Source organism: Actinomadura sp. GTD37, from assembly GCF_041951365.1.
Taxonomy (GTDB): domain Bacteria; phylum Actinomycetota; class Actinomycetes; order Streptosporangiales; family Streptosporangiaceae; genus Spirillospora.
On sequence record NZ_JBGNUS010000016.1, the window covers coordinates 34,901 to 57,027 of the forward strand.

Below are 22,127 nucleotides of genomic sequence, written 5' to 3' on the forward strand. Positions count from 1 at the left end.
CCCGGTCTCGGCCGGACGTCCGGGCGCCGCTCGCCGGGCCGGTCATCGCGCCGCCGTCCCGAACTCGGCGCTCCCCGCGGTCAGCTCCATGTACGCCTCCTCCAGCGAGGCGCTGTGCGGCGTGACCTCGTGCAGGGGGATTCCGTGCGCGGCCGCCGCGTCCCCGATGGCGGCGACGTCCAGCCCGGTCACGGTGAGGGCTCCGCCCGGCACCGCCTCGACCCCGCCGCCGGCGGCGGCGAGCACCGCGGTCAGGTCCGCCGCACGCGGCGAGCGGACCCGCACGCCGCGCCGGAACCGGTCCGCGAGCTCCCGCACGGACGTGTCCGCGATCAGCCGCCCCCGCCCGATGACGACCAGCCGATCGGCCGTCAGCTGCATCTCGCTCATCAGATGGCTGGAGATCAGCACCGTCCGCCCCTCGGCGGCGAGCGAGCGCATCAGCTCCCGCACCCAGCGGACGCCGTCCGGGTCCAGGCCGTTCACCGGCTCGTCGAACATCAGCACCCCCGGATCGCCGAGCAGCGCCGCCGCGATCCCGAGCCGCTGCCGCATGCCGAGCGAGAACCCGCCGACCCGCTTGCGCGCCACCCCGGCGAGACCCGCCCGCTCCAGGACCTCCGCCACCCGCCGCGTCCCGATCCCGTTGCTGCGCGCCAGCCACCCGAGGTGGTCGAACGCCCGGCGCCCGCCGTGCACGGCGCCCGCGTCCAGCAGCGCCCCCACCTCCAGCATCGGCCGCCGCAGCGCCGCGTACCGGCCCCCGTTCACCAGCGCCTCGCCGGACGTCGCCCCGTCCAGTCCCAGCAGGACGCGCATCGTGGTCGACTTCCCCGCGCCGTTCGGACCGAGGAAGCCGGTCACCGTCCCCGGCCTCACCACGAAGGAGAGGCGGTCGACCGCGGTGGTCCCCCCGTAGCGCTTGGTCAGCTCGCGTACTTCGATCATGGGTCGACGCTCGTACGGGACCGGCCCGCCGCGCATCGGAGCACGGGCGGGACCCGCGCGTCCGACCGTGCGCGGAGAAGCACCGCCCGCCTCCGACCCCGGTATGACGGCCGCCGGTCGGAGGCGCGGCGCGGCGCCGTCCGGATACCGTCGCGACGTGGACGAATCCGAGCTGCGCGCCCCGTTCTTCATGCGGCTCGGCCGGCGCGCCCTCATCAAGCTGGACGCGGCGGCCGCGATCGGCTGCACGTTCGCGCTGGTGATGCTCCCCGCCGACACCGGCGCGTCCGCGCTCGCCGTCGTCCCGCTCGCCGCCGCGACCGGACTGCCCCTCGCGGTGCGGCGCCTCTGGCCGGTCCCCGTCCTCGCGGCCGTCCTGTCCGCCTCGACCGTCTCGTTCGCGCTCGGCCTGCCCTGGGACTCCTACGCCGCCGCCGCGTTCGCCCTCTACCCGGTCGCGCTCACCCGGCGCCGCCGCCGCTGGGTCCCCACCCCGCTGATCGGGGTCCTCAGCGCCCTGCTCATCTTCGCCGGCGCCCTCGTCGGCACCGCGGACTGGCACGCCGAGATCGCCGGGAGGCTGGTGCTCGGCCTCGCCGTCCTCGGCGCGTCCTGGACGCTCGGCCGCGTCGTCCGCGAACGCCGCGCGCAGGCCGCGCGCTCCGCCCGCCGCCTCGCCGACCAGGCCGTCTCGGACGAGCGGCTCCGCATCGCCCGCGAACTCCACGACGTCGTCGCGCACAGCATGAGCCTGATCGCCGTCAAGGCGGGCGTCGCCGTCCACGTCGCCGCGGCCCGCCCGGAGGAGGCCCTCGACGCCCTCCGCGTGATCGAGACCACGAGCCGCAGCTCTCTCGCCGAGATGCGCCACCTCCTCGGCGTCCTGCGCACCGACGCCGACCTCGGCCCGGCGCCCGGGCTCGCCGACCTCACCGCCCTCGCCGAACGCGCCGCGATGGCCGGCGTCCGCGTCGACCTGGACGTGGACGCCGCCGACCTGCCGGAGGGCGTCGCCCTCTCCGCCTACCGCATCGTCCAGGAAGCGGTCACCAACGTCGTCAAGCACGCCGCGCCCGCCCGCTGCGACGTGCGCGTCAAGACCGACGGGCTCCGCATGCGCATCGACGTCACCGACGACGGGCCCGGCGTCCGCGTCCTGCCGGGCGGCGACGGGCACGGGCTCATCGGCATGCGCGAACGCGTCATGATGTACGGCGGCGACTTCACCGCGGGACCCCGGCCGGGCGGCGGGTTCGCCGTGTCGGCCGCCTTCCCGTACGAGCCCTAGGAACCCCGTTGGAACTGCGCGTCCTCGTCGCCGACGACCAGGCCCTGCTGCGCGGGAGCTTCCGCGTCCTCATCGACACCGCGCCCGGCCTCCGCACCGTCGGCGAGGCCGGCACCGGCGCCGAGGCCGTCGCCGTCGCCGAGCGCGAACGCCCCGACGTCGTCCTCATGGACGTCCGCATGCCCGAGATGGACGGCATCGAGGCGACCCGGCGGATCTGCGCCGACCTTCCGGACGTGCGCGTCCTGATCCTCACGACCTTCGACCTGGACTCCTACGTCTACTCGGCGCTGCGCGCCGGGGCGAGCGGCTTCCTGCTGAAGGACACCCCGCCCGCCGACCTGCTCTCGGCCATCGGCGCCGTCGCCGCCGGCGACTCCCTCCTCGCCCCCACGGTGACCCGCCGCCTGATCGCCGAGTTCGTCCGCCGCCCGGCCCCCGTCCAGCCGCCGCCCGCCGCCCTGGACGCCCTGACCGACCGCGAGCGCGAAGTCCTCACCCTCGTCGCCCGCGGCCTCTCCAACACCGAACTCGCCGAACACCTCCACCTCAGCCCCGCCACGGTGAAGACCCACATCGGCCACCTGCTGTCCAAACTCCAGGCCCGCGACAGAGCGCAACTGGTGATAGCCGCCTACGAAACCCGCCTGATCCACCCGGCCTGACCCCGCGCCTCGGCCGCCTCGTGGCACCCCGGGGGAGGCGTGGCATCTCAGGGGAGTGCGGGAGCGAGCCGTTCGAGAACGTCGGCGGCCGACGCGAGGTCCGGGGCGAGGGCCGCGATCGCCACATGGTCGGCGCCGGCGTCCAGGTGGTCCTGGACCCGCTCGCCGATCGCGGCCTCGTCACCCCAGCTGAAGCACGCGTCGACGACCTCGTCCGAGCCGCCGCCGGCGAGCGCTTCGTCCGGGTACCCGAGTTCCCTCAGCGAGCGGACATACGGAGAACCAGGAAGGCTGAACAGCTGAGTCCGCCTCGCGCTGGCGCGCGCCCTCTCGGGATCCGTCTCAAGGATCGCCGTCTGCATGACGATCAGGAGCTTGTCCGGGCCCAGCCGCTTCCTGGCGGCACGGGTGTGCTCGACCGGCATCGCGGCGGGCAGCGCGCCGTCCGCGTGATCGCGGGCCAGTCCCTGCATCTTCGGGCCGAGCGCCGCCAGCAGCCGGGGGAACGGCACCTCGGGGACCGGCGCCGCCTCGACGGACGCGTCCATCCCGTCGAGGTACTCGCGCATCCGGTTCAGCGGACTCGTCCACTTCTGCCCGCTCTGCTCTACGAGTCCGGCCATGCTGACCCCCACGCCGAGCGCGAGCCTGCCGGGATGGGCGTCCGCGAGAACCGATGCCGCACCCTGCATCGTGGCGGGATGCCGCGCCCACAGGTTCGCGACCGCCGACCCGAGGACGATCCGCTCCGTCGCGGCGAGCATCACGCTCAGCTGCGTGAACACCTCGCGGCCTCCGACGGCCTCGTTCGTCCAGAGCGATCCGTAGCCTGCCCGTTCGACACGCCGTGCCGTGCGCCGCCATTCGCCGGCGGGGGCGATCGGCGTCATGAGCGCCGCGCCGACCCGGCCCAGCCTTCCGCGCATGTCCGCCACAGCCGCGATCGTCATCGGTCCTCCTATAATCGGAACGTGCCACCCGTTTAAGGAGCGTACCGGAACGCTCGCCCCGCTTGTCAACGCGTGAAGGAGTACCGGTTGAGCAGCCCGCCCCGCCGCGCGGACGCGCGCAGGAACCGTGAGCGCATCCTCCGGGCGGCGTTCGAGGCGTTCGCCGCCGAGGGGCGCCTCGTTCCGCTCGACGACATCGCCCGCCGCGCCGGTGTGGGAGCGGGCACGGTCTACCGCAATTTCCCCACCAAGGAGGTGCTGTTCCAGGCCGTCGTCACGGCCCGGATCGCCTCGATCGTGGACGAGGCGAAAGCCCTCGGGGACGCGGAAGACCCTGCCGGGGCCTTCTATGGTTTCGTCACGCGGGTCGTCGATCAGGCCATGTTCAACCACGCCGTCTGCGATGCGCTGTCGGCAGGCCAGGGCGGATTCGACGCGGGCGGCATGGACGAGCAGTTCACCGCGGCCCTCGACGTCCTGCTGCGGAGGGCGCAGGACGCGGGCGCCGTACGCCCCGACGTGGACATCCGGGACGTCCGCGCCCTCACTGCGGGCATGATGCAGATGGAGCGCCTGCGTCGTCCGGACGGCCGTCCCGGCCGCATGACCTCCCTGGCCTGTGATGCGCTCCGCCCTGTGACGAAACGAAACGAAACTTTCGTCTCCTGTGATGACGCACTGTGCGAGTGGTGCGGGGCTCCGCTCACGCCGGCCCCGACCGGCCGTCCCGCCCGCTTCTGCAGTGCGTCATGCCGTCAGAAGGCGCATCGCCGCAAGAACGCGGCCCCGAAAAGCGGTTGAGCGGCTTCCCCGGCCTGGCCAGCCTGGCCGGATCATGCGCACACGCGAAATCCGGGCCCGCTACGACCGCGACTCGATCACGGTCTACCAGGCGTACGCCCCCGAGATCGGCCTGCCCGCGACCGAGCACGGCACCTTCGTCCCTCCCTTCTCCCGCGGGCGGATGACGTGGATCAAGCCGTCGTTCCTGTGGCTCATGGCGCGCAGCGGCTGGGCCCGCAAGCCGGGGCAGCAGACGGTCCTCGCGGTCCGGATCAGCCGCACCGGATGGGAGGAGGCCCTGAGCCTGGCCGTTCCGACGGACCCGGACCGCCGCGTCTTCCGCGGTTCCGACGAATGGCGCCGCCATTTCGCGAACGCCGCCGTCCACGTCCAATGGGATCCCGAACGGTCACTGCACGGCAGTAAACTGGAAATGCGCAGCATCCAGATCGGCCTGAGCCGCCACATCATCGACCGCTACGTCGACGACTGGATCCTGGACATCGAAGACCGCACACCCCTGGCCCGCAAAATCCACGATCTCCTCAAGGCCGGCCGGTCGACCCAAGCAAATCCCCTCCTCCCGAAGGAACGTCCCTACCCCGTACCTCCTGGCCTAGCCGCACACCTAGGAATGCCCTGACCAGTCAAAACCTCTCGCTCGGGCCTCGTCAACTCCAACCATTGAACTCGTCGGCGCCCCAGTTCCGCCACTCATCCCGGGCTCCTAAGACCCTTTCCCCGGCCGAATCGACATGCCGTCAGATAAGGCGGATACCGTACCCAAGACGGCAAAACAGATGCGCCACAGGCAGGCATATCCTGCCCCTCGGAATGTGACCTGAATGGCTCGCCGCACCATCGCGCGCGGCGTATCTATCCGCCGCCGGGTCTAACGAACGCCTCGGGGCGCGGACGGCCTCGACCGGATGGCCGAGGCGTGCAGCGACGCTTGGCGATCTGATTGGCGTGGGCGTCTCTTCCGGATGCGCGGAGACGACGGCATCGCCAAACGCGAGGGCCGCCGGCCGGCGCGCCGCGTCCTCCTTGGACGCCGACCGCCGACCGCCGGCCGCGGCCGGGTCACTGGGAACGGGTGCGGTGGGCCTCAAGGCGTTCGGCCAGTTCCTCGGGCCGGCTGAGCGCGAGCAGATGGCCACCGGGCATGTCGTCGACCGGGATCCCCAGCCGTTCGCGCACGACACGGCGCTGGAAGTCCAGCGGGAAGAGGCGGTCGTCCCGTCCCTGCAGGAACACGGTCGGGGTGTCGGGCCACCTGCTGAGCGGCCACGCTTCCGCGAACGGCGTCGACGACTGCGGGGGCTCCTGCGAGAGCGCCTCGGCCTTCACATCCGGCGGGACGTCGTGGAAGAAGCACTCCTCCACATCGAACTCCGCAGACGGCGTCCGCCCCTCGCGAAGGGCCTGGTCGGCCATCGCCTGCGCCTGACCGGTGTTCTCCCACCAGGCGGCTCCCGACTCGCCGGGGACGGGAACCATGGCGTTGAGCATGACGAGCAGGTCGACCGGCAGCCGTTCGCAGACGAGCGGAGCGGTGAACCCACCCATGGACTGCGCCACCAGGATGAGTTCGGTTCGGTCGCCGACCGCCTTCACCACCGTGTCGGCGTACTCCCGCAGTCCCGCCGATTCGTCCCCCGCCGGGAGGTCGACGGCCACGACGTCGTGCCCCCGCGCTCGCAGCTCGGGGACGAGGCGGTGCCAGTACCAGGCCTGCCCGCCCGCTCCGGGGATGAGTGCATAGGTCGCCATGGTCACCGTCCCGTGTGATCGGCTTCGACACCGGCCAGGCTAAGAGCCTCGACTGACATTTCTCACCTCCCGCCCCCGATCGATGATCGCCTCGCACCACTCGGCCGCGGCGGGCGCGAGAAGATACGACGATCCGTGTCGATATCGCCCGCCCACTCGACGCCCCCGAGACCAACGGCACCACTGATCACCCACGACTCCCTACCCGAACCGAAACACCCCACCGCCCCGCCCGCCCACCCCGCGGCACTACCCCGTCCACCGCGCGGCACCGCTCTCCACCACACGCACCACGCAGCTGCCCCGCCCTCCACCGCCCCGCCCCGCACTGCTCGGCACTGCACTGTCCCGCACTTGCACTGCTCGGCACTGCCCCGCACTGCACTGCCCGGCACTGCACTGCCCGGCACTGCACTGCCCGGCACTGCACTGTCCCGCACTTGCACTGCTCGGCACTGCCCCGCACTGCACTGCCCCGCACTGCACTGCCCCGCACTGCACTGCCTCGCGCCTCACCGCGCCGCCCTCCAGCGCCCTGCCCTCGATCGCTCTGCACTGCACTGCTCTGCACCCTCCACCGCGCGGCGCCGCCCTCAACCGCGCCGCACTGCCCCGCATCGGCCCCGTATTGCACCGGCCCCGTACTGCACCGGACCGCACCGCACATCCACCGCGGGCACCGCCCTCCACCACTGCACTGAACCCCACTGCACCTTCCAGCGCGCCGCGCTCCACCGCCCCGCACTACACCGCGGGCACCGCCCTCCAACACCGCCCCGGGCAGCCCCGCCCCGCGCTGCCCCGTACCGGCCCCGTGCTGCACCGCCGCACCGCACTGTCCACCGCGCCGCACTGCCCTGCGCCGCAGTGGCCCGCGCCGCACTGCCCGTGCTGCACCGCTGCAACGTCCACCGCGCGGCACCGCCCTCCAACCACCGCACCGGACCGCACCTTCCACCGCGGCGCGCTCCACCGCCCCGCACTACACGCGCCGCGCTCAGCAGCGCTGCATCGCCGCTCACCACTGCGCGGCACCGCATCGCACCGCTCGACCACTGCGCGGCACCGCGCTGCGCGGCATGAGGTAGAACGTCCTCGCGCGGCGTCTGAGCGACCTCGAAGGCTCCAGGATCTCTTCCGCCGGCGACCCGGCCCGCTGGTGAGCGCGCCCGTGCACGACATGGTTTCGCGCGCCGTGAACCCGAGCCGAGCTCGTTCGCGTTCGCCCGCCCGGGTGGACGTGACCCGCTCGGCGCGCCCACCGCGGAGTCGACCGTGGACGCCATGACATTCGCACTCAGAGACGACGCTTGCCCCAGAAGCTGCGGCCGCGCTGCACGTTCGAAGGCCGGCCACTTCGAGGACGCTCGCCTCCTCGCCGAAATCGAGAACGGACGGTTCCAGGTCACCAGCGCCGAGGCACCTGCCGCCGAAGTTGCGCTCACCACGGACGTCGGCCCCTTCAGAGCAGTGATCTTCGGTGGACGACCGATGGTGGACGCCGCCCGAAAAGCTCCCTCCAACCGGACGGCGACGAAGTGACCGCCAACCGCATCCTGGCCCGCCGCTTCCCGCAGGCCCGCGACGGTCGTCGTGATAGCCGCGACATCGATGAGAACCTCATCGCGTGTTCCGCTTTCCTCGAACGCGTGTTCGGATTACGGTGTCGTCTCGTGCTGATCGATGAACCCGTTTCCGCGGAGACCACGTCCACCGGCCGACCGTCCCACCTCACCGGCCCGCGCGGCCGCTACCCCGTGCGCCGTGTCCTGGAGGAGTGGCAGGCCCCCGGCCAGGCAAGGTTCTACCGCCTCCAGGTCGCCACACCGGACGGCCTCGCGATCGCGGAGGTCCTCGGCCCCGAAGCCCCCGGAGCCGCTCCTTGGACCCTCCATCGAGTCTGGGCCTGAAGGCACCCGACCGCCCTTCGCCATCCCCTCGACCCCTCAAACCGGAACGACACTGACTTTCCCCACGACGCACCGGGACATCCTCCTCAAGGGGCACCAGCCGTCGCAGCAACGCTCCGCAACACCCGGATCCGAGACGGCCCCACCACTTCTACGAGACGCAGGCATGCCCCTAGGGAGGCGCCCGCCATTTCGGCAGGACGCAACGACAGCCCGCTCGGGAGCCGTCCGCCGTGACGCGCAAGGATCGCCCGTCCCCGCGGCCTCCGCCGCCCCCGTGGCGCGCAGTGACATCCTGACCTGGGAGGGAGACGTCCGCCGTTCCGGTGGCGCGCAATGACACACCTGCCCGGAGGCGTCCGCCATCCCAGGAACGCGGCAGGACGCCCCGTCCGGGGGAAGCGCATGCTGTATGGCGGTGCGGGGAGACAGGGCCGTGCCGACAGCCCTCAGAGGCGCAAGGAGACACCCGTCAGGAGACGGTCCCCCCTCCCTCAGGGGGCGTGAGATGTCTCCCCCCGGAAGCCACCACCGGGTCTAGGCGCCCCAGGACGGTTCGCCAGAGGGGCACCTGCCGTTTCCGCGATGCGAGGACAACCCGCCGGGGGAAACCTGCCGATCCTGAGGCTGTAAGGACGCCTCCGTTCGGGCAGTGCCTGCTGGCGTTGCGGTGCGTTGAGGTGCCCGAATTCGAGGGCGCGCTCCTGCCGCCCTGCAAGGTGAACACCTTGTCCGGGAAGCTTCTGCCGTTCCCGTGGTGCGGGCCGTCGTTGGTCAGTTGGGCGGCGGGGTGTGGTCGGGTTCGCTGGTGAGCAACTCGTGCAGGACGGGTGGGAGGTCGTCCCAGAGCCATTCGTTCAAGGTGCCCGGGAAGCCGGCCGGCGGCCGGATGCCCAAGCGGCGGGGCCCCACTTCGGTCAGCCGTACCTCGATGGGGCCGTCGTCCCACATGGGCTCTCGGTGGCCCCAGAACGTGGAGAAGTCGGCGCTGGTCAGCATCAGTTCGCCAGGCAGGGCGTGGTCGCCGGGGTGCCTGCCGAGGGGGAGAAGCCGCTGCGCGGTGGTGCGGAGGACGTTGAGCGCGGCCAGGTCGTGCGGGCATGCCACGTTGGCGATCTCAAGCTCCGGCAGCCCGAATCTGCGCAGGCCGCGGGTCTTGAGCGTGACGCAGGCGCAGCCGTCGATGTCGTCCTCGTCGACGGTGCAGCGACCCGAGTTCCGGTACGGGGGCAGCACGGTGCCGAGCCAGTCGTCGGCGAGGACGAAGTCCTCCGGGTGCGCGGTGTTCGTCGGCGACAGCGTCCGGCCAGTGGCGATGTCCACAGGAACACCGCACAAGGAGTCCGCGATCGCCCTGGCGGTCGCCCGTGCGAGGTGCGGCCCGGACGGCAGGTCGCCGACAGGGAGGACGGACGTGACACCGATGTGCCGGGTTGCCTGGCGGGCTCTCTCCGCGTCGTCCTCGTCGGCGCCGGTCACCTCGGTGAGGTCCCAGGGGGAGTTCCCGGCGGGATGGCGGGCGAGCTTGAGATGCGGGGTGTCGAGGCGTCCCGATACCGCGGCGGCCAACGGGACGGGAAGCCGTTGCCGGACTGCTGCCGCGAGATCACCGGCCTCCCGGTCGGTCGCGACGACGAAGCAGGCGGTCGTTTCCTCGGGGACCGTGATGGTGACGCGCATGTGCAGCCTCCTCGTGGCCGTGGACCGGCGTTCGCAGTCCAGCTTCGAGGAGGCCGCCGAGCACTTTCACTAGAACGCGATTCTGTGGATAAGGGCTCCGAATGCCCAGGTCCGCGCCCGGTTCGACTACGGCCCCGGCCCTATACGGGGATCGCGGTCGGGCAAGACGTCGGCGCAGCGCCACGGCGCCCCCGCCGGGCCTACTCCCGGATCGACCTTGCCCTGCATCAGTGCGCCCGGCCGGATCGTCCGTCAGGAGGCGCCGGCGTGGCCCGGAAAGGGTGAGCGAAGCGCAGCGGTGGACGACCCGGCGACGTTCCGGCCGGTTAGCGGGCGGAGGGGTCCACGTAGTGGCGCTCGCCCGGCCCCACGTACACCTGGCGCGGACGTCCGATCTTCGTGGACGGGTCGTTCATCATCTCGCGCCACTGGGCGATCCAGCCGGGCAGCCGGCCGAGCGCGAACAGCACGGTGAACGCGTTCGTGGGGAAGCCCATCGCCTTGTAGATGACGCCCGTGTAGAAGTCCACGTTGGGGTAGAGCTTGCGTTCGACGAAGTAGTCGTCGCTCAGCGCGACCTCTTCGAGACGCATCGCCAGGTCCAGCAGCGGGTCGGATTTGCCCAGCGCGTCCAGGACCTTGCCCGTCGCCTTCTTCACGACCGCGGCGCGCGGGTCGTAGTTGCGGTAGACACGGTGCCCGAAGCCCATCAGCTTGACGCCGGGCTCCTTGTTCTTGACCCGCTCCACGAACGAGTCGATGTCGTCGCCGTCCTCGTGGATGCGCTCCAGCATCTCCAGGACGGCCTGGTTCGCGCCGCCGTGAAGCGGGCCGAACAGTGCGTCGACGCCCGCGGACACCGACGAGAACAGGTTCGCCTGGCTGGACCCGACGAGCCGCACAGTCGAGGTCGAACAGTTCTGCTCGTGGTCGGCGTGCAGGACGAACAGCATGTCCAGAACACGAGCGATCTCGGGGTCGATGTCGTAGGGCTGTGTCGGGAGCCCGAACATCATGCGCAGGAAGTTCTCCACGTACCCGAGGGAGTTGTCCGGGTACAGGAGCGGCTGCCCGTTGGAGGTCTTGTAGGCGTACGCCGCGATGGTGGGGAGCTTCGCGATGAGCCGGATGCTCGACTGGTCGACCTGCTCGGGGTCGAACGGGTCGAGGCTGTCCTGGTAGAACGTCGACAGGGCGCTGACCGCCGACGACAGCACGGCCATCGGGTGGGCCCGGCGCGGGAACGCAGAGAAGAACGCGCGGAACTTCTCGTCCAGCAGGGTGTGGTTGCGCACGTTGTCGGTGAACGTGCTCAGCTGGCCGGGCGTGGGCAGCTCGCCGTAGATGAGCAGGTAGGCCACCTCGAGGAAGGACGACTTCTCCGCCAGTTCCTCGATGGGGTAGCCCCGGTAGCGGAGGATGCCCGCCTCACCGTCGATGTACGTGATGGCCGACGTGGTGGAGGCGGTGTTGGTGAAGCCGGGATCGAGCGTGACATGCCCCGTCTCTTTCAGGAGGCTGCCGACGACCAGCCCTGACGGCCCCTCGGTCGCCTCGGTGACCTCCAGAGGCATCCGGCCGCTCGCGTGGTCGAGCTCGAAATCCGACATACTCGCTCACTCCCAACTGCGTCCACACCTGCGCAGACGTTCCGTTCTTCATCGTATCCACGTGATCACCCGCACTGATCCGGCCCGTCCCGTTGACGGGAGACCGGCTCGGATGCTCCGGTGGAGTCATGACCGATCACGGCGCCGCCGAACTCGTCGCACGCACCCGCCGGGAGATCGCGGCCTCGACGACCGCCAACCGCTTCGTCAGCATGCTCGAAACGGGCGAGATGCCCCAGGATCGCCTGGTCTGGCTGGCCGGCGAGGAGTATCGGATCGTCAGTAGCGATCGGCGCAGTTTCGCCCTGCTCGCGGCCAGGTTTCCCGATTCGCCGTCTGGTGGGCTCTTTCTGGGGCTCGCGCAGGGCGAAGGGCAGGCGCTGACACTGCTCGGCGACTTCGCGGCCGCGCTCGGTCAAAGTGAGAAGAATCTCATGGCGTACGAGCCGAAACCCCTCGCGCAGGCCTACCCCGCCTATCTCGCGCAGAGGGCGGCCTTCGGGACGGCCGGCGAGGTCGCCCTGGCCATGCTGGCCAACCTGGAGGAGTGGGGCGCCTACTGCGCCCGCACCGCTCAGGCCCTCCGAACGCGGTACGGCTTCTCGGACCGAGCCGTCGGGTTCTTCGAGTTCTTCGCCGAATCACCGCCGGGCTTCGAGGAACAAGCCTTGGACGTCATCGCGTCAGGGCTCGCATCCGGTGACGACCCGGTCGAGGCGGCCCGTGCGGCCCGCCTCCTGCACGCCTACGAGACCGCCTTCTGGGACGTGCTCGCCGACGGCTTGCCCTGACCGGGCGGGCCATTACTCCCGAAGCGTGGGCAGTTCGGCTGTGACCTCGACCAGCGTCTGCTCTTGGACGCCGATGAGTTGCTCGACGTCCACGGGCGGCCACTCATCGCCGTAGTGCGCGTCCAGCAATGTGGACAGGGCGACGAGGATCTGCTCCGGTGTGGGACGTTCCCCAGGGTCCTTGACGAGACAGCGGGTTACGAGCCCGCGCAGGGGAGCGGGCACCCGGGTGAGGTCCGGTTCGCCGTACACGATCCGGCCGCGGACCTTGTGGTCGGTGCCGAAGGGTGCGGCTCCCGTCGCAGCGAACACGAGGGTCGACCCAAGGGAGAACACGTCGCTCTCCGGGTGGACGGGGTCGCCCAGGGCCTGCTCTGGCGACATGTAGGCCGGTGTCCCCAGGATCTCCGTGCGGGACAGCGGCCGTGCGTTCAGGGGCCTTGCTATACCGAAGTCGATGACCCTCGGCCCGTCCGAAGCGAGCAGGACGTTCGAAGGTTTCAAGTCCCTGTGCACGATGCCCGCGCGGTGGATCGCGATCAGCGCCTCCGCGAGGCCGGCTCCCAGTCGGCATGCCGTGCGTTCGCGGAGCGGCCCCTTCTCGCGGATGACCTTCGCCAGGCTCACGCCGCGGATGTACTGGGTCGCGAGCCACGGCCGGTCGGCGTCGGGGTCGGCGTCGACAACGGGCGCCGTGTAGAAGCCGCTGACCGACCGCGCCGACGCCACCTCCCGCGCGAACCTCGTCCGCCACCTGGGATCGTCCAGAAGCTCCGGACGGATGACCTTCACCGCGACAAGGCGCCTGCTGGGGGACGCCCCGAGGAACACCTCGCCCATCCCGCCGGCGCCCAGGCGGGCGACCACCCGGTACGGGCCGATCATCTCTGGGAGTTCTGACTGCATGGGCACGGAGATCCGATCATGGTGGGGCGCGCCTAATCGTGCCATGTGCGGACACTCGTCCGGCAATGCGTGGCGTCACGTCCAGGGCAGCGCACTCCGCTCGTCCCAGTAGCGCTCAGGTGGGACCCCCAGACCTGCCAGTACCCGCAGTTCCCCCTCGTCGAGGGACACTTCCGCGGCCGCCAGGTTCGACTCCAGTTGAGCCGGACTGACCGCGCCGATGAGAACGGTGTCCGCCCATGGCCGACTGAGAGCCGCCGCCAACGCCAGGCCGTCCGGCCCCACATCGTTCTCCGACGCGATCGCCTGCAAGGCCGCCGGCGGCTGCACGGCGAGCCGCCCGTTGGCCAGCACCTCCTTGAGCAGGACGTGCAGCCCCGCATCATGGGCTTCCCGCAGAGCGTCCTCTGCCGAGGTCTCCAGGACGTTCCATGTTGACTGGACAGTGCTGAACAACCTCTGGCCCGAGATGCTCAGCGCCATCGCCCGGCGGATCGTGTCCGATTGCCTCGGGCCCGAGGTGGAGAAGCCGACCCGGACGCCGTCGGAGTTCAGTTCCGCCAAGGCCTCCTGTAGGCGGACATCGTGGAACAGTGGGCTCTCCTCGGTCAGCGAGTGAACCTGGTAGACCGAAAGGTGTCCGTCCAGGAACTCGCGGGTCTCCCTGTACTGGGTTCGGTAGCGGGCAAGACTGTGCTCCTTGACCTCATGCACCGCGACATCGGTCTTCCACTCGCCCACGTAGGCGTAGCCCCACTTGCTGGACACGGTCAGATCTTCGGGGTCACGTGCGCTGAGCCAGCCCCCGAGGAACTCCTCCGCCCTCCCGTACGAACGTGCTGCGTCGACCCACCGGATGCCCGCCGCGTAGGCGGCGTCCAGGACGCTCCAGGCCGCCTCGCGCATCAGTTCCGCACTCCGTCCGGGCGGTAGTTCATCGGCGCTGCCGACGTTGATGTATGCGGGCCGTCCCAATGCGGCGAGCCCTACCCCCAAGTGACCCATGGCGTTCATGTCTCCAGACTCGCACGCCGCGCCTCACCCCCAAGACGACCTATTTGCCTGGCCTGTCCATTAGTGCGACGTTCTGTTCGATGATTTATCCACAGAATCGAGTTCTAGTGTTCTCGGGATTGCGCGTCCGCGAGGCTGTCTCACGTCAATGCCGATCGCGGCACGAAAGGTACGGCAATGCCCGCACAGATCAACCGCACCGAGTACGGCGCCCAGCAGTTCGCCGGTCACCTGGGCCTCACCCGATGGCAGCTGCGCGTAGGGCGGGAGCACGGGATCCTCCCCGCCCCCGACCTGGACGGCGACCGGTGGTCCGCCGCCCGGGCCGAGGAGGCCGGAGAGGCCGGCAAGGAGGTCATCGCCCGGTTCGGCGGCGATCCGCCGATCGGCTCCACGCGCGCGGCGGCCCGACTGGCCGCCCGCGTGGGCCTCGACGTGGAGCGGCCGGACATCGAGGTCCTGGTCGCCCAAGGCGCCCTCAACGTCGTGAGCAGTTTCCGCGGGCACCCCGTCTACCTCATGCGCGACCTCGACCAACTCGCCCCCGACGCCGTGCGGACGGTCGTCACCACCAGGAAGGGCCCGCTCAGCGGCACGGTCGACTCCGGCGGAGCGGCGGCGATCCTCGGATGGCCCCGTCGGACATTCGACCGGATCGCCGCTGAACGCGAACTCCCGACCGACCGGCTCGGCCGCTACGCCCTCCCCGACGTCCAGGCCCTGCGAGCAGACGAGGACCTCACCCGCGAAATCGCGGAGGAGAAACGTCACCTGACCCTGAAGAGAATGCGCAAGACCGAAGCCCACGTCGAAGACGTCATACGTGCCTGGACTCTGCGCTGTTCGGCCTACGTCGACCGCGACGCCGACCAGCCGCCGGACATCGGCCCCCTCAGCCGGGCGATCCGAAGCCTCGGCACGGTCAGGGGCGAGATCGAGAAACAGGAGCGCACTGCCGCCTGACCCTGAGTCCCGCCGTGCGATGCGATTGCCAGCGGGTGCCGAGCCGGAGGCACATGGGGGACGCGATGTGGGTCGGGTTCGTGTCGAGTGGGATTGGGCCGTGTCGCGCGGCGTACCGGGCAGGACCGATGTGGGGGTGGTCCCTGGGGTAAACGCTTGCTGGGCGAATTTCTGGCGCCTCGCGTCGGCTTTCGGGACGGGTTGTGCTCTGGGTTGGGTGGAAGTTGGGTGCCGCCTCACATCCGAGGCGAGGGGGTGCCGGGCCGGTGGCATGCGGCGGGTCGAGCGGTGCTGGGTAGGTCCGATGTGGGTTGGACCGATGTGGGTTGGACCGATGTGGGCTGGGTGGGCCAGGCGTTGGTGGGGGTGGGGGTGGGGGTCGGGGGCGTTGGGTCACATGTCTTAGTGGGTTGCTGCTGGGGGACGCGTCCGGGTCACGTCCGACCGGTCTGGGGGAGACGCTGAGCGGGATGTGTACGAGTCGGGGTGTGGCCGGCTAAGGGCACCTCTCCGGGGCCGGGGAGGTGGGCGGAGAGGTGCCGTTGACTTTGGATGTCTGGCGATGTTTCGTATCGCTCTTGGTGGTGGTTTGCGGTCAAGGCCGGCGGGGGGATGAGCGGCGTTTGGGTGGAGGTTTCTTGGTCTCGCTGTGTCGGGCCAGGGCGGCGAGAAGGCGGTCGCGGGCTTCGGTTCGGGAGAGGGCCGGGACGTGGTCGGGGAGGGTGGTGGCGAGTGCGGGAGGGGCCTCGACCAGTCCGTTGTCGTCGATCAGGGCCTGGTCGCCAGTCCACGGGCCGAGGAGGATGGCGGAGGCGCCGCCCGGGTGCCGGGTGAGGAGCGCTTGGATCCGGTCGGTCTCCTGGGTGCAGTCGGCCACCAGGAGGAGCCGGCGGCCCTGTGTCACGCCGGTGTTCTGGCGGATGGCGAGTTCCGTCTCGAGGTAGGCGAGCGCGGCGTCGAGATTGCCGGGGATGAAGAGCCCGTCCGTGTTGTCGTCGAGCAGTTCGTCCTCGGCCAGCCCGAAGAGCGTGGTGGCGTCGGGGCGCGGAAGGACGAGCAAGGAGTCGTCGCCGTGCTCGTCGAGGGCGGTCAGCGCGAGCACCCGCGCGGTGGAGACGGCCCCGGGACCGGACAGGCCCGCCGCCGGGGCGGCGAACGGGTCGAGGGCGGAGTGGTACCCGAAGCCGATCGGCGTCGTCTCCGCCTCGGGTACGGCGGGGAGAGCGGGCAGACCCGCGGTGGCGACGGCGTAGAGCCGGTGCCGGAAGGGGTAGCAGATCGCCGCCGCGGCGGGAATGAGCAGGCCCAGCAGGAAGACCGGTTGCAGCGTGGCCGGACGCGAATCCAGCTCCTCCGCCTGCTCTCGCGGGCGGGTCGGCAGCGGGGAGGAAGGTGCAGGAGGAGGGGTGCTCTTCTTCGGAGTGGGGAACGGGGGTTCGCTGCTCGGCGGGCCCGGCAGGGCGGCGCGTGGACTCGGCCTCTCGATCGGGATTGGCGAGGGCGGCCTGTGTCCTGTCTTGGGCTTCCAGGTGTGCCGGTCCGTCCAGCGGGGGAAGTCCCGGCCGCGTCCGGACCTTCTGCGAGACCTCTCGTACATCGACCGCCATGCCTCCTTGCACTTGTGCGCGGTGTACCAGTCGCCGATGCTCACCGCGTGACGGCAGTTCGGCGGCACGGACCTGCGGGGCCCCGGTTCGGGCCGGGCGGCGGCGTCGGACGGCGCCGCGGCTCCGATGGAGATGGCGCCGGCCACCGCGGTACAGCCCAGAAGTCCGCAGGTGCAGCGGAGCCACTCGCCGAGCAGGACGGCAAGCCTGGGATGTGCCAGAAAACGGTTCATCTTCGCCCCGGGGGATCGCGTCGGTCACCGTGAGAATGCCGATCGTAGTCAGTTTGGCTACGGAGCGTTGCTTATTGCTCACAGTCGACGGAACATTCCCTGTCGCCGACTCCGCCGGGACGGCTGCCGAAAAGCGCGCTATGTCCTGGATGGAAGCAAGAAGGATGATGTGGCCGGCGGGCGGGCGGCGGCCCGGGACGAGTGCCGCTAACTCCGCTGCTTCGCCTGCCGGTACGCGCTTTCGCATCCGCGGGCCTCATGTCCGCACGCTGACCCCGTGCGTGAATGTGCAAGCTGACCTCCCATTCGGAAGGCGGCGATGCGACATGCCCTGGTGACCGCATGGTGTTATAAGTCTCACTCGGCGTTATCGACGCGAAGAGCGGGTGTTGCGGCTCCGAAGGGCGTCCGCCGGGGATCGCACCGGCGCGAGTGGTAGAGCGATTTCGGTGATTTGGGAGGGTCGACCGGAATTTCAGGGTCCGTAGCTCGGTCATCGAGTGAGGTCCCGAGTCGGCAATCCTCAATCCACCGAATTCTGCGGGTTGCCTGAACTCCCTCCGTCCACGTCGTCGGCCTTCGAGGTGACCTTTTGACGTCCATCGGCGTTCGTCGCCTGACCGACCCGCCATCTCGCTCTCGTGTACAACCCGGGGAGGCGTCATTGGTCCCGATGGATGGATTGGTTGACCCCTGTTCCAGGTGGAGTCGGTTGGCGTGCTTCGCGTAGCTCGCTGGGTCGGAAGCCGCCGGCCGGTTGCCACCTGCTTCAAGGCGTTCGCGGCCGCCGCAGCGGCCAGCCGTCCTCGGCCACGCAGTGGGCCAGGTGGAGCCTGCCGGTCTCGGTCAGCGGGGCGTTACCGTGAGGCATGAGGGCCTCCTGGGGGCTGGGTGTAGATCTCGCAATCCACATCGACCCCGGAGGCCCTCCCGCACGCCAAGATCATCAGCGAGTCGCCACGTCCACAACCTCTGGGGTCAGTACATCTAGCGCTGGGCCGCTCCTCTGGGCCTTGGCGGCGGGGGGTTGAGGCTTTGGGGGCATGCGGCGGGCCCATTACGTCGGGATCAACGCTCGTCCGTCATCGCGATCGAAGCCGTCTCGGCAGGGCCCCGAAGGGCTCGCGGGCAGCGGAGGTCTGGTCATTGGGCTTCTGCTCCTTGATCGGTAGGTGCTCCGTTTCTCGGGAAGCCGTCCGCGCTCTGCGGGGCTTCGTGAGGTTGAGGCCGTCTGAGTTCGATTTGGCGGCGAGTGGACGGGCCACAGGCAACGGGCCGCCACGAGGTTGCGTGAGGTGAGTCGGCCGGTTAGGCGGCGAATGGGGGGTCGGCCGGGGATTTCAGGATGTCGTACATGCCCAGTGGGAGTGTGTCGCCGCAGAGCCAGTCGTTGACCGTGCCGCCGAAGTCATCGGGCGGGCCGACGGAGAGGAGGCGGGACGTCAGCGGGGAGAGGGCGACCTGGAAGGGGGACGGCGGGTTGAGGGCGACACGGCGCGTGGTCCCCCAGAAGTCGTTGAAGTCGCGGCGGGTGAGGCCGAGAGCGGCGGAGATCGTCCGGGTGCCGCCGGCCGGGCCCGTGGCGAGCCAGGACCAGTGCTCGGTCAGGAGGCGGCGGGCCGTGGTGCGCAGGACGTTCAGGGCGGCCAGGTCGTGCGGGCAGGCGACGTCGGTGATCTGCAGTTCGGGGAGGCCGAAGCGGCGCAGGCCGCGGGTGCGGAGGCGGACGCAGGCGCAGCCGTTGACGCCCTCGGGGTCGAGGCCCGGGTCGGGGGCCGTGCAGCGGCCGTTGGCGCGGAAGGGCGGCAGGACGTCGCCCAGCCAGCGGTCGGCGAGGACGAAGCGGGTCCGCTCGGCGGTGGACGGGCCGAGGACGTGACCGGTGACGAGGTCGGCGATGACGCCGCCGGTGGCCTCGGCGATGGTGTAGGCGGCCGCGCGGGCGACCTGGGCGCTGCGAGGCTGGTCGGTGACGGGCGCGAATGCGGTGACGACGGCGAACTCCGAGGCGTCGTTGAAGGCCAGCGCGGCCGGCCGGTCCTCCGGGCCGGCCGCGCGGACGCCGCCCGGATCCCACCGCAGGTTCGCGAGGTCTTCCCGGGCGACCCGCAGCTGGGACGAGCCAAGCCGACCGGCGATGTGGGCGTGGTACGGGCCGGACGCGGCCCGTTGCAGAAGGCCCGCGAGGTCGTGCGGGACGGTGTCGGAGGCGACGGCGAACCGCGAGGTCGTGGTCGCCGGGACCGGGAACGTGATCGTGGCCATCGGCCGCTCCTTCCAGGACGGACACGGCCAGCATGCGCGGCCGCCCGCACCCGGATCACTAGAACGGCATTCTGTGGATAATTCAGCGGGGCCGGGCGGCGCCGGGAGTGCGGCCGAAGCGCTCGCGGAAGACGCGGGTGAAGTGGGCCTGGCTGGCGAACCCGTGGCGGTGCGCGATCTCGGCGACGGTCGTCCGGGCCGATTCCGGGTCGGCCAGCTCCGCGTTCGCCCTCGTGAGAAGGCGGTCCAGGACGTAGCGGGCGGGGGTGAGGCCCTCCGGTTCGAAGACGCGGCTGAGATGCCGGACGGAGATCCCCAAAGCGGACGCCACGCGTCGGGCGCTCAACCCCGGGTCGTGCAGATGCCGGTCGATGTAGTCCTTCGCCACGAGCAGGTGGAGCAGGCGGGTGGGGGAGGCGGGGCGGTCACCGGCCCGCTCTGCTGCGAGCAGGCCGAGGAGTTCGAGCGCCAGGTCCTCGGCGTGGTCGGGGCCCCCGCCCGAGGCGAGGTTGTGGAGGAGCGACCGGAGCGTCCGCGAGGCCGGCGAGGTACGGGACGCGCTGAGGGCGACGGGCGCAGGCAGGAGCGAGGAACGGAAACGCTCCGCGAACACCTCGCGCGGGACGTCCAGCAAGAGTTTCCGCATGGGGGTGGAGAAGCCGAACAGGTACGGACGGGCCGTGTCGTAGAGGACGATGTCTCCCGGCCCGACCGTCAGGCAGCCACCCGAGTGGAAGAAGACGGCTTCGCCCTTGAGGACGAGGCTGGCGAACACGGATTCCTTGGGGAAGTCACGGCAGATGCCAGGCGTGCGTTCTATGACGTGTTCGTTCCCCTGGATGTCGGCCAAGCGAAGCCCGCCGCCTCGCAGGTTGGTCTGCCGTGCCAGAAGGCCGCCGTCCGCGTAGGAGGAGCAGGCCAGCCCGACCAGCGCACGCGCGTCGTACTCCTCCCAGTACGAGATCCGGTCGCCCGGCGGGACGTCCTCGGTCGATACGCGCGACTCCAGCACGGCCGCCGTCCCGACCTCCCGGCGTGGTCTCGCAGGTGGGGAGGCCGAGTCTAACCACCGTCCCTCAGCGGAAGAGGGAGTCGACGTAGTCGGACCCCAGGCCGACCCTGTCGTGGTGCTCGCGGCACATCGCGATGTAGTCGTGGACGTCGAAATACCCCTCCGCGTCGCCGTTCTCGTCCAGCCAGATGAGCGGGCCCTTCACGATGAACATCGTCTTCATGGGCTCATCGCTGTCGTAGGCGACGAGCGTGTGGCCTTCCCCCGGCGCCTCGTAGACGAAGCCGCCCGCGGTCGCGGTCCACGGACGTTCCAGGTAGCCCCACTTGCCGGAGATGGTGTACGCGAACACCTCGTGGGGGTGGTAGTGCCTGTTCACGAGACCGGCACTGGTGGCCCGCAGGACGTCGGCCCAGGAGTTGTCCTTGACGTTGATCCAGAGAGGGCGTGAGCCGACGGTCTCGGTGAACGGCACGTAGTAGCGGTCGTCGTCGGTGGCGACCTTCGACAGGCACACCTCGGGCAGTGCGTCCGGCTTCTGCGAGTTCTGGATCGGCTTCAGGTTCTTCCAGAACTCGGTGGTCGCGTCCTCCGGCATGGCATCCTCCAGCTGGTCGGTCCCTTGACCAGCAGTGAACTGCGCACGTCCGGCCGCGCCTTCTCCATGCCGGACGTCCCGGCTTGCCTGTCGGGGACACGGCGCGTTCGCCGGACGCCCGCCGCGACGTTCGGTAAAATCGCCGTCACCCACAGTTAAGATCATGGGAAGGGCGACGAATATGTGCCGACTTTTCGGGATGAGCACTGGCGGCCTCCGCGTCAGGGCGGACTACTGGCTGCTGGACGCGCCCCGGAGCCTGCGCGCGCAGAGTCACCGGATGCAGCACGGCGCGGGGCTCGGATGGTTCTCGCTCGGCGGCGAGCCCGTCCGCGACCGGGCGCCCCTGGCCGCCTTCGAGAACGCCGACTTCGACCTCCACGCCCGCAACATCCCGTCCCACACGTTCGTGTCGCACGTGCGCGACGCGTCCGTGGGCGGGCTGACGGTGCACAACTGCCATCCCTTCGTGATGAACGACCGGTTGTTCGCCCACAACGGCGTCGTGAAGGGGCTCGTCGCGCTCCGGACATGGCTCACGGACGTCGAACGCGCCCACGTCTCGGGCGAGACCGATTCGGAGCTGGTGTTCGCCTACCTGACCGCCGAGATCCGGCGCCGCGGCGACACGACGGCCGGGATCGTCGAAGCGGTGCGCCGCATCGGCGGGGAACTGCCGGTGTTCGCCCTGAACCTCCTGGTCGCCGAGGCCGGGCGGCTCTGGGCGCTGCGCTATCCGGAGAGCAACGAGCTCTGGGTCCTGTCACCGGAGCGGGGCGGTGCGAGCGGGCCCGGACGCTCCGCCCACGGCACCGGCCCTGTTCCGGCGGTCGTCCTCGCCAGTGAGCCGATGGACGACCACCCCGGCTGGCGCCCGCTCGACCCCGGCGAGCTGCTGGTCGTCGACGGCCTCGCCGAGACGTCGCTGTTCCCGTTCGAGCCGCCCCGGCATCCGCTGCGCCGCTCGGAGCTGACCACCCGCGAAGCCGCCTCCCAGACCACCGCGCCCACCCCCGCCTCGACCCGCACGAGCACCGGTTCCGCGGCCGCGGACTCCGGATTGCCGAGTGCCGTCGGAGCCGCGGTCGCCGGTTCCGGACTGGCCGGGGCGGCAGGGGGCCTGCTCTGAGC

The 22,127-nt window shown here is 70.7% G+C and carries 20 protein-coding genes; 9 read left to right on the forward strand and 11 right to left on the reverse strand.

The genetic code is table 11. The annotated features are described in order from the left end of the window. Nucleotides 1-42 precede the first annotated feature (42 nt). Complete coding sequence (locus ACA511_RS40025) at nucleotides 43-948, reverse strand: ATP-binding cassette domain-containing protein (RefSeq protein ID WP_375029978.1); 906 nt, start codon at nucleotides 946-948, stop codon at nucleotides 43-45. Nucleotides 949-1,105: 157 nt separating this feature from the next. Between ACA511_RS40025 and ACA511_RS40030 the strand changes: the two genes are divergently transcribed. Beyond that, nucleotides 1,106-2,236, forward strand: coding sequence for a sensor histidine kinase (locus tag ACA511_RS40030; protein WP_375029979.1), 1,131 nt, complete (start codon nucleotides 1,106-1,108; stop codon nucleotides 2,234-2,236). Nucleotides 2,237-2,244: 8 nt separating this feature from the next. Continuing rightward, nucleotides 2,245-2,901: a response regulator gene (locus ACA511_RS40035; RefSeq protein ID WP_375029980.1), complete on the forward strand. Its 657-nt coding sequence runs from the start codon at nucleotides 2,245-2,247 to the stop codon at nucleotides 2,899-2,901. A gap of 47 nt (nucleotides 2,902-2,948) precedes the next feature. On the opposite strand, the gene ACA511_RS40040 is transcribed toward ACA511_RS40035, so the two are convergent. Next, nucleotides 2,949-3,851 carry a TIGR03620 family F420-dependent LLM class oxidoreductase gene (locus tag ACA511_RS40040; RefSeq protein WP_375029981.1) on the reverse strand — a complete coding sequence of 301 codons (903 nt, stop codon included), beginning with the start codon at nucleotides 3,849-3,851 and terminating at the stop codon, nucleotides 2,949-2,951. 87 nt (nucleotides 3,852-3,938) lie between these two features. On the opposite strand from ACA511_RS40040, the gene ACA511_RS40045 reads away from it, so the two are divergent. Next, complete coding sequence (locus ACA511_RS40045) at nucleotides 3,939-4,652, forward strand: TetR/AcrR family transcriptional regulator (RefSeq protein WP_375029982.1); 714 nt, start codon at nucleotides 3,939-3,941, stop codon at nucleotides 4,650-4,652. A gap of 34 nt (nucleotides 4,653-4,686) precedes the next feature. Beyond that, nucleotides 4,687-5,277, forward strand: coding sequence for a DUF4291 domain-containing protein (locus ACA511_RS40050; protein ID WP_375029983.1), 591 nt, complete (start codon nucleotides 4,687-4,689; stop codon nucleotides 5,275-5,277). 440 nt (nucleotides 5,278-5,717) lie between these two features. Here the strand turns inward: ACA511_RS40050 and ACA511_RS40055 are convergent, their stop codons facing one another. Beyond that, nucleotides 5,718-6,407, reverse strand: coding sequence for an alpha/beta fold hydrolase (locus ACA511_RS40055; RefSeq protein WP_375029984.1), 690 nt, complete (start codon nucleotides 6,405-6,407; stop codon nucleotides 5,718-5,720). 1,284 nt (nucleotides 6,408-7,691) lie between these two features. On the opposite strand from ACA511_RS40055, the gene ACA511_RS40060 reads away from it, so the two are divergent. Both ACA511_RS40060 and ACA511_RS40065 read left to right on the forward strand, forming a co-directional pair. Further along, entirely contained in the window at nucleotides 7,692-7,949 is a 258-nt protein-coding gene (locus tag ACA511_RS40060; protein ID WP_375029985.1) for a hypothetical protein, read from the forward strand. A 131-nt stretch (nucleotides 7,950-8,080) separates the two neighbouring features. After that, nucleotides 8,081-8,317, forward strand: coding sequence for a hypothetical protein (locus ACA511_RS40065; RefSeq protein ID WP_375029986.1), 237 nt, complete (start codon nucleotides 8,081-8,083; stop codon nucleotides 8,315-8,317). Between the two features lie 774 nt (nucleotides 8,318-9,091). On the opposite strand, the gene ACA511_RS40070 is transcribed toward ACA511_RS40065, so the two are convergent. Next, complete coding sequence (locus ACA511_RS40070; RefSeq protein WP_375029987.1) at nucleotides 9,092-9,997, reverse strand: hypothetical protein; 906 nt, start codon at nucleotides 9,995-9,997, stop codon at nucleotides 9,092-9,094. Between the two features lie 326 nt (nucleotides 9,998-10,323). Further along, nucleotides 10,324-11,607: a citrate synthase gene (locus tag ACA511_RS40075; protein WP_375029988.1), complete on the reverse strand. Its 1,284-nt coding sequence runs from the start codon at nucleotides 11,605-11,607 to the stop codon at nucleotides 10,324-10,326. A 128-nt stretch (nucleotides 11,608-11,735) separates the two neighbouring features. Between ACA511_RS40075 and ACA511_RS40080 the strand changes: the two genes are divergently transcribed. Next, a complete protein-coding gene (locus ACA511_RS40080) occupies nucleotides 11,736-12,398 on the forward strand; it encodes a hypothetical protein (protein ID WP_375029989.1) in 663 nt (220 codons plus the stop codon). A 12-nt stretch (nucleotides 12,399-12,410) separates the two neighbouring features. Here the strand turns inward: ACA511_RS40080 and ACA511_RS40085 are convergent, their stop codons facing one another. Both ACA511_RS40085 and ACA511_RS40090 read right to left on the reverse strand, forming a co-directional pair. Beyond that, nucleotides 12,411-13,304 (reverse strand): serine/threonine-protein kinase, encoded by an 894-nt coding sequence (locus tag ACA511_RS40085; protein ID WP_375030027.1) that lies wholly within the window; start codon nucleotides 13,302-13,304, stop codon nucleotides 12,411-12,413. Nucleotides 13,305-13,379: 75 nt separating this feature from the next. Next, nucleotides 13,380-14,318 (reverse strand): aldo/keto reductase, encoded by a 939-nt coding sequence (locus tag ACA511_RS40090; RefSeq protein WP_375029990.1) that lies wholly within the window; start codon nucleotides 14,316-14,318, stop codon nucleotides 13,380-13,382. A 177-nt stretch (nucleotides 14,319-14,495) separates the two neighbouring features. Between ACA511_RS40090 and ACA511_RS40095 the strand changes: the two genes are divergently transcribed. Beyond that, nucleotides 14,496-15,281, forward strand: coding sequence for a hypothetical protein (locus ACA511_RS40095; protein WP_375029991.1), 786 nt, complete (start codon nucleotides 14,496-14,498; stop codon nucleotides 15,279-15,281). Nucleotides 15,282-15,876: 595 nt separating this feature from the next. On the opposite strand, the gene ACA511_RS40100 is transcribed toward ACA511_RS40095, so the two are convergent. From ACA511_RS40100 to ACA511_RS40115, 4 genes are all read right to left on the reverse strand, one after another. Then, on the reverse strand, nucleotides 15,877-17,121 hold the full coding sequence (locus ACA511_RS40100) for a hypothetical protein (protein WP_375029992.1): 1,245 nt from the start codon (nucleotides 17,119-17,121) through the stop codon (nucleotides 15,877-15,879). 1,308 nt (nucleotides 17,122-18,429) lie between these two features. Next, the gene (locus ACA511_RS40105) at nucleotides 18,430-19,386 is read right to left on the reverse strand and encodes a hypothetical protein (RefSeq protein ID WP_375029993.1); all 957 of its coding nucleotides are present in this window, start codon (nucleotides 19,384-19,386) and stop codon (nucleotides 18,430-18,432) included. 82 nt (nucleotides 19,387-19,468) lie between these two features. Further along, nucleotides 19,469-20,398: a helix-turn-helix domain-containing protein gene (locus ACA511_RS40110; RefSeq protein WP_375029994.1), complete on the reverse strand. Its 930-nt coding sequence runs from the start codon at nucleotides 20,396-20,398 to the stop codon at nucleotides 19,469-19,471. 64 nt (nucleotides 20,399-20,462) lie between these two features. Continuing rightward, the gene (locus ACA511_RS40115; protein ID WP_375029995.1) at nucleotides 20,463-20,996 is read right to left on the reverse strand and encodes a 2,4'-dihydroxyacetophenone dioxygenase family protein; all 534 of its coding nucleotides are present in this window, start codon (nucleotides 20,994-20,996) and stop codon (nucleotides 20,463-20,465) included. Between the two features lie 181 nt (nucleotides 20,997-21,177). Between ACA511_RS40115 and ACA511_RS40120 the strand changes: the two genes are divergently transcribed. Then, on the forward strand, nucleotides 21,178-22,125 hold the full coding sequence (locus ACA511_RS40120) for a class II glutamine amidotransferase (RefSeq protein WP_375030028.1): 948 nt from the start codon (nucleotides 21,178-21,180) through the stop codon (nucleotides 22,123-22,125). Nucleotides 22,126-22,127 lie beyond the last annotated feature (2 nt).